Source organism: Vibrio sp. Isolate24 (assembly GCF_022398215.1).
Lineage (GTDB): Bacteria > Pseudomonadota > Gammaproteobacteria > Enterobacterales > Vibrionaceae > Vibrio > Vibrio coralliilyticus_A.
Genome location: NZ_JAKEUU010000001.1, coordinates 1,847,936 through 1,854,726 on the forward strand (window position 1 = coordinate 1,847,936; position 6,791 = coordinate 1,854,726).

Here is a 6,791-nt window from a genome sequence, read left to right on the forward strand (position 1 = left end):
TACCACCTAGCGACAAGTCTATGCTATTGCTTTGTTAGTAATAAGTCTTCCCCTACCCTTTTAATCTAGCAGTAAATTCCCTGTTCAGATACCTGCTCCTTATAAATTGCGATCAGTTATCCCTTTGTTTGCCGCAAGACTTTACAGTTTCATCTCTAAACCCAAGGCTACTGCCATTTACCTGTCAGTCACCAAACTGACACCGCTTGGTCATAAATCTCTCATCACAGTGACCTCAAACTGCAATCAAATCAACCTAGCCTTGATTTGAACATCGTAGCACCGAGGATTGTATGGAAGTTTTGAGCCCTTTTCGTCTCCCGCGGAAAACACCTTTTGGCTTAGGAGAAAATTTTGCTGAATGGGTTACCGGATTGAGCAAGCTTGATCAATACTACTCTCAGAAGCCAGCTAAATGTGACTGCAGAGAATTTCTTCGTTTCACGCTCGACATCCTCGGCATTGATTATCGTGTGATTAAAGGCTCTTTGACTCATATCCCTGAGAGTGGCGCCACTGTCGTTGTCGCCAATCACCCTCTCGGCTGCGTAGAAGGTGTTATATTGGCAGAATTACTGCTACATGTGAGATCCGATGTTCAGATTCTGGCCAACCAATATTTAAAAACTGTTCCAGAGCTTGACCAGCTATTTATTGGTGTTGATGTCTTTGAGGGACAAAACGCCCACAAAGCTAACTTAAAAGCCCTCCGTCAAGCACACAGCCACCTAGATAAAGGAGGCTTATTGTTACTCTTCCCAGCAGGAGAAGTTTCCCAGCTGGTCGATCCAAAAAGCCAGCGAATTGAAGATAAGGAATGGAGCCGCTCCGTCAGTAGCCTAGTACGTAAAGCTAAAGCCAATACCATTCCTGTGTTTATAGATGGCCAGAATTCGAAACGATTTTACATGGCAGGTAAAGTTCATCCTCTATTGAGAACCTTAATGTTAGGAAGAGAACTGCTCAACAAGTCTCAGCAGCCCATCAATATTTCAATCGGTTCAGCGATTCGATATAAAGAGGTTAATGGGCTGACGGATGAACAAATCGTTAACTATCTACGACTTAATACTTATTTACTGCAAAACAAAACCCTAACCAAAACTGACGCAAAAGCACTTGAGTCACAACCCTTGCCCATATCTGACGCTCTTCCGGTTAGAGAGTTAAAAATCGACCTCAACGCGCTACCACGTGAGCATCATCTACTGACCAGTGGTGAGTTTGAAGTCTACTGCACCGATGCCGATTATATCCCCTCAATACTGCATGAGATTGGTCGGCTAAGAGAAATCAATTTTCGCAAAGTGGGCGAAGGAACCGGCCTGGCACTGGATATTGATGAGTTTGATCGACACTACAAGCATCTTTTCATCTGGGATAAGGACAACGAAAGGCTCGTTGGAGCATATCGTCTCGGTTTAGTTGATGAGCTGATGCAGCATCAAGGTTTAGAAGGGTTATACTCTCGGACTCTCTTTCATTACGGTAAAGACTTTCTTAATACTATGGGAAGCTCAATTGAAATGGGCCGCTCTGTGATTGATGAACACTACCAAAAAAGCATGGGTGCCCTGCTACTGCTTTGGAAAGGGATTGCAACTTTTGTCCACCGCAATCCAAGCTATACACACTTATTTGGTCCCGTAAGTATCAGTAATGACTACAGCGAGCAGGCCAGACAATTACTTGCGCAAACCATGACCTTACATCATTACGACTCTGAGAAAGCGGAATATGTGACCCCATCCAATCCGCTTCCCACTCAGAATACGAACTGGAACACGAGCATGCTGACCGCTCTTGCGGATCTTCAGCTTTTATCCAGAGTCATTGCAAGGATCGATGATGGGAAGGGGGTCCCCGTTCTATTACGCCAATATCTCGGCCTAAACGGCAAGCTAATCTCATTTAACGTTGACCCCTCATTCAACAACGCCTTAGATGGATTAATCGTAGTAGACCTTAAGCAAGTGCCGCTCAAAACACTGGCTCGTTATATGGGGGCAACACAAGCTCAGCAGTATCTACAACACCACAATTCACTACCAAACTAAGTTATTAGCTCACTGCCAAAAAGCCTTATCAAGGGACTATCTTGGCTTGTATAGCTGCGATATGGCGAGTGAAAAAGCTTGAATGAGGAGAAGGCTTTGCTCAGAGAAAAGCCATTTATCTAGCTTTGAAAGATATTCTTAGTAAGCGCGGTCTAAAACTATAACACTATTATCACAGGGCTTACCATGCGCTTACTCTTTACTTTTTTCCTCACATTAATACCTTTTCAAGCCTTCTCAGCACCTAAATCGGAACTTTGGCCTTATTGGAATAGTCATAACGATTCCAGTATAACAAAGGTTAATCATCAACCTTGGCAGCAGTTGCTTGATAGCTACCTCACCACCGAAGGTGAATACACTCTTTTTAGGTACTCCTCTGTTAACCCCCAAGGAAAACAACAGCTCAATCGATACCTAACACAACTGAGTCGTATCAATCCACTCCAGCTAAACAAGGCAGAGCAATACGCCTACTGGGTGAACTTATATAATGCGCTGACAATCCAATTGGTTTTAGATGCTTACCCAATCACATCCATCACCAAATTGGGTGGATTTTTCAGTTTTGGTCCTTGGGATGACGAAGTCGTTACGATTAATGGTAAAGCACTAACGCTCAACGACATTGAGCACCGTATCTTACGGCCTATTTGGAACGACCCCAGAACTCACTATGCAGTTAACTGTGCTAGTTTAGGTTGCCCCAATTTACAATCTCAAGCTTTCACAGCAGAAAACATGGAAATGCTGCTTGAGCGCGCTGCAGAGACCTTCATCAACAGTAATAAAGGCGTTCTCATCGAGAACGGCAAAATACAGCTGTCATCCATCTATGATTGGTTTGCTGATGACTTTGGTAATAAGCAACAACTAGTTCAACACCTAGCCAAGTATCGTCCAGAACTATCAGACTTAAACAGCAAATTCAGCTATGCGTACGATTGGAGCTTAAACGAGAAAAAATAGCCCTAGGGGCAGTTTTGTAACGTTTCAATGGGAAGTTTCGGATAAATACCGATACATATGAAAAAGCCTCAGCATTGCTGCCGAGGCCTAGGATAGATCGTAGCCCAAAAATAATATCGTACATACAAGAAGACCCCAGCATTTATGCTGAGGCCTAGAGTAAGTGGCGGAGCGGACGGGACTCGAACCCGCGACCCCCGGCGTGACAGGCCGGTATTCTAACCAACTGAACTACCGCTCCGCATTGGTCAGACTCTTGAGTCTAAATAAGAACCTGGCAATGTCCTACTCTCACATGGGGAAGCCCCACACTACCATCGGCGCTACTTCGTTTCACTTCTGAGTTCGGCATGGAATCAGGTGGGTCCAAAGTGCTATGGTTGCCAAGTAAAATTCTTTACTGGTGCTGATACCCAGACTCGAACTGGGGACCTCATCCTTACCAAGGATGCGCTCTACCACCTGAGCTATATCAGCATAATTTTGCTCAAGATATTTATCTCAAACAAGGTATTTAAAGCCTGGCGATGTCCTACTCTCACATGGGGAAACCCCACACTACCATCGGCGCTATTGCGTTTCACTTCTGAGTTCGGCATGGAATCAGGTGGGTCCACAACGCTATGGTCGCCAAGCAAATTCTTTAATCTGGAAAGCTGTTTTAAGTTCTGTRKTTACACATTCAATGTTCTACTTTGAGTCCATCAAAACCCTTTGGGTGTTGTATGGTTAAGCCTCACGGGCAATTAGTACAGGTTAGCTCAACGCCTCACAACGCTTACACACCCTGCCTATCAACGTTCTAGTCTCGAACAACCCTTTAACTTTGAGTCCATCAAAACCCTTTGGGTGTTGTATGGTTAAGCCTCACGGGCAATTAGTACAGGTTAGCTCAACGCCTCACAACGCTTACACACCCTGCCTATCAACGTTCTAGTCTCGAACAACCCTTTAGGACCCTCAAGGGGTCAGGGAAGACTCATCTCAGGGCTCGCTTCCCGCTTAGATGCTTTCAGCGGTTATCGATTCCGAACTTAGCTACCGGGCAATGCCATTGGCATGACAACCCGAACACCAGAGGTTCGTCCACTCCGGTCCTCTCGTACTAGGAGCAGCCCCCTTCAATCTTCCAACGCCCACGGCAGATAGGGACCGAACTGTCTCACGACGTTCTAAACCCAGCTCGCGTACCACTTTAAATGGCGAACAGCCATACCCTTGGGACCGACTTCAGCCCCAGGATGTGATGAGCCGACATCGAGGTGCCAAACACCGCCGTCGATATGAACTCTTGGGCGGTATCAGCCTGTTATCCCCGGAGTACCTTTTATCCGTTGAGCGATGGCCCTTCCATACAGAACCACCGGATCACTATGACCTGCTTTCGCACCTGCTCGAATTGTCATTCTCGCAGTCAAGCGGGCTTATGCCATTGCACTAACCTCACGATGTCCAACCGTGATTAGCCCACCTTCGTGCTCCTCCGTTACTCTTTGGGAGGAGACCGCCCCAGTCAAACTACCCACCAGGCACTGTCCTCAACCCGGATAACGGGTCTAAGTTAGAACATCAACACTACAAGGGTGGTATTTCAAGGACGGCTCCACCGATACTGGCGTACCGGTTTCAAAGCCTCCCACCTATCCTACACATGTAGGGTCAATGTTCAGTGCCAAGCTGTAGTAAAGGTTCACGGGGTCTTTCCGTCTAGCCGCGGGTACACTGCATCTTCACAGCGATTTCAATTTCACTGAGTCTCGGGTGGAGACAGCGTGGCCATCATTACGCCATTCGTGCAGGTCGGAACTTACCCGACAAGGAATTTCGCTACCTTAGGACCGTTATAGTTACGGCCGCCGTTTACCGGGGCTTCGATCAAGAGCTTCGACYTAMGTCTAACCCCATCAATTAACCTTCCGGCACCGGGCAGGCGTCACACCGTATACGTCATCTTACGATTTTGCACAGTGCTGTGTTTTTAATAAACAGTTGCAGCCACCTGGTATCTGCGACTCTCAATAGCTCCATCCGCAAGGGACTTCACCGTCAAGAGCGTACCTTCTCCCGAAGTTACGGTACCATTTTGCCTAGTTCCTTCACCCGAGTTCTCTCAAGCGCCTTGGTATTCTCTACCCGACCACCTGTGTCGGTTTGGGGTACGATTCCTTACAATCTGAAGCTTAGAGGCTTTTCCTGGAAGCATGGCATCAATGACTTCACTACCGTAGTAGCTCGACATCGTGTCTCAGCCTTARAGAGAGCCGGATTTACCTAACTCTCAAGCCTACGCACTTGAACCTGGACAACCGTCGCCAGGCCCACCTAGCCTTCTCCGTCCCCCCATCGCAATTGTAAGAAGTACGGGAATATTAACCCGTTTCCCATCGACTACGCCTTTCGGCCTCGCCTTAGGGGTCGACTTACCCTGCCCCGATTAACGTTGGACAGGAACCCTTGGTCTTCCGGCGTGGAGGTTTTTCACCCCCATTATCGTTACTCATGTCAGCATTCGCACTTCTGATACCTCCAGCAWGCTTTACAACWCACCTTCAACGGCTTACAGAACGCTCCCCTACCCAATACWTAAAAWGCATTGCCGCAGCTTCGGTTTACAGCTTAGCCCCGTTACATCTTCCGCGCAGGCCGACTCGACTAGTGAGCTATTACGCTTTCTTTAAATGATGGCTGCTTCTAAGCCAACATCCTAGCTGTCTAAGCCTTCCCACATCGTTTCCCACTTAGCTGTAATTTGGGACCTTAGCTGGCGGTCTGGGTTGTTTCCCTCTCCACGACGGACGTTAGCACCCGCCGTGTGTCTCCCGGATAGTACTTACTGGTATTCGGAGTTTGCAAAGGGTTGGTAAGTCGGGATGACCCCCTAGCCTTAACAGTGCTCTACCCCCAGTAGTATTCGTCCGAGGCTCTACCTAAATAGATTTCGGGGAGAACCAGCTATCTCCAGGTTTGATTGGCCTTTCACCCCTAGCCACAAGTCATCCGCTAATTTTTCAACATTAGTCGGTTCGGTCCTCCAGTTGATGTTACTCAACCTTCAACCTGCCCATGGCTAGATCACCTGGTTTCGGGTCTATATCCAGCAACTCGACGCCCAGTTAAGACTCGATTTCTCTACGGCTCCCCTAGATGGTTAACCTTGCTACTGAATATAAGTCGCTGACCCATTATACAAAAGGTACGCAGTCACACCACGARGGTGCTCCTACTGCTTGTACGTACACGGTTTCAGGTTCTATTTCACTCCCCTCACAGGGGTTCTTTTCGCCTTTCCCTCACGGTACTGGTTCACTATCGGTCAGTCAGTAGTATTTAGCCTTGGAGGATGGTCCCCCCATATTCAGACAGGATATCACGTGTCCCGCCCTACTCGATTTCACCTAAAATGCGCTGTCGGTTACGGGGCTATCACCCTGTATCGCAGACCTTTCCAGAACTTTCACCTGACGCATTAAAGGCTTAAGGGCTAATCCAATTTCGCTCGCCGCTACTTTCGGAATCTCGGTTGATTTCTTTTCCTCGGGGTACTTAGATGTTTCAGTTCCCCCGGTTCGCCTCATTACCCTATGTATTCAGATAATGATAMCTGCTTATGCAGKTGGGTTTCCCCATTCGGAAATCCCAGACTCAAATGACTTTTACTGTCTAATCTGGGCTTATCGCAAGTTAATACGTCCTTCATCGCCTCTGACTGCCAAGGCATCCACCGTGTACGCTTAGTCACTTAACCATACAACCCCAAAGGGTCTT

General features: G+C 47.4%; 2 protein-coding genes, 2 tRNA genes and 3 rRNA genes. 2 read left to right on the top strand and 5 right to left on the bottom strand.

The window, feature by feature from the left end:
* The first annotated feature begins 293 nt into the window (after positions 1–293).
* Positions 294–2,057 carry a GNAT family N-acyltransferase gene (locus tag L1D23_RS08190; protein ID WP_239865306.1) on the top strand — a complete coding sequence of 588 codons (1,764 nt, stop codon included), beginning with the start codon at positions 294–296 and terminating at the stop codon, positions 2,055–2,057.
* A gap of 186 nt (positions 2,058–2,243) precedes the next feature.
* Positions 2,244–3,026 (top strand): DUF547 domain-containing protein, encoded by a 783-nt coding sequence (locus L1D23_RS08195; protein WP_239865308.1) that lies wholly within the window; start codon positions 2,244–2,246, stop codon positions 3,024–3,026.
* Between the two features lie 164 nt (positions 3,027–3,190).
* Here L1D23_RS08195 and L1D23_RS08200 read toward each other — a convergent pair.
* From L1D23_RS08200 to L1D23_RS08220, 5 genes are all read right to left on the bottom strand, one after another.
* A tRNA-Asp gene (locus L1D23_RS08200) sits at positions 3,191–3,267 on the bottom strand.
* Between the two features lie 31 nt (positions 3,268–3,298).
* Positions 3,299–3,414, bottom strand: a 5S ribosomal RNA gene (rrf, locus tag L1D23_RS08205).
* A 13-nt stretch (positions 3,415–3,427) separates the two neighbouring features.
* A tRNA-Thr gene (locus L1D23_RS08210) sits at positions 3,428–3,503 on the bottom strand.
* A 42-nt stretch (positions 3,504–3,545) separates the two neighbouring features.
* Positions 3,546–3,661, bottom strand: a 5S ribosomal RNA gene (gene rrf, locus L1D23_RS08215).
* A 221-nt stretch (positions 3,662–3,882) separates the two neighbouring features.
* A 23S ribosomal RNA gene (locus L1D23_RS08220) occupies positions 3,883–6,771 on the bottom strand.
* Positions 6,772–6,791: the final 20 nt, after the last annotated feature.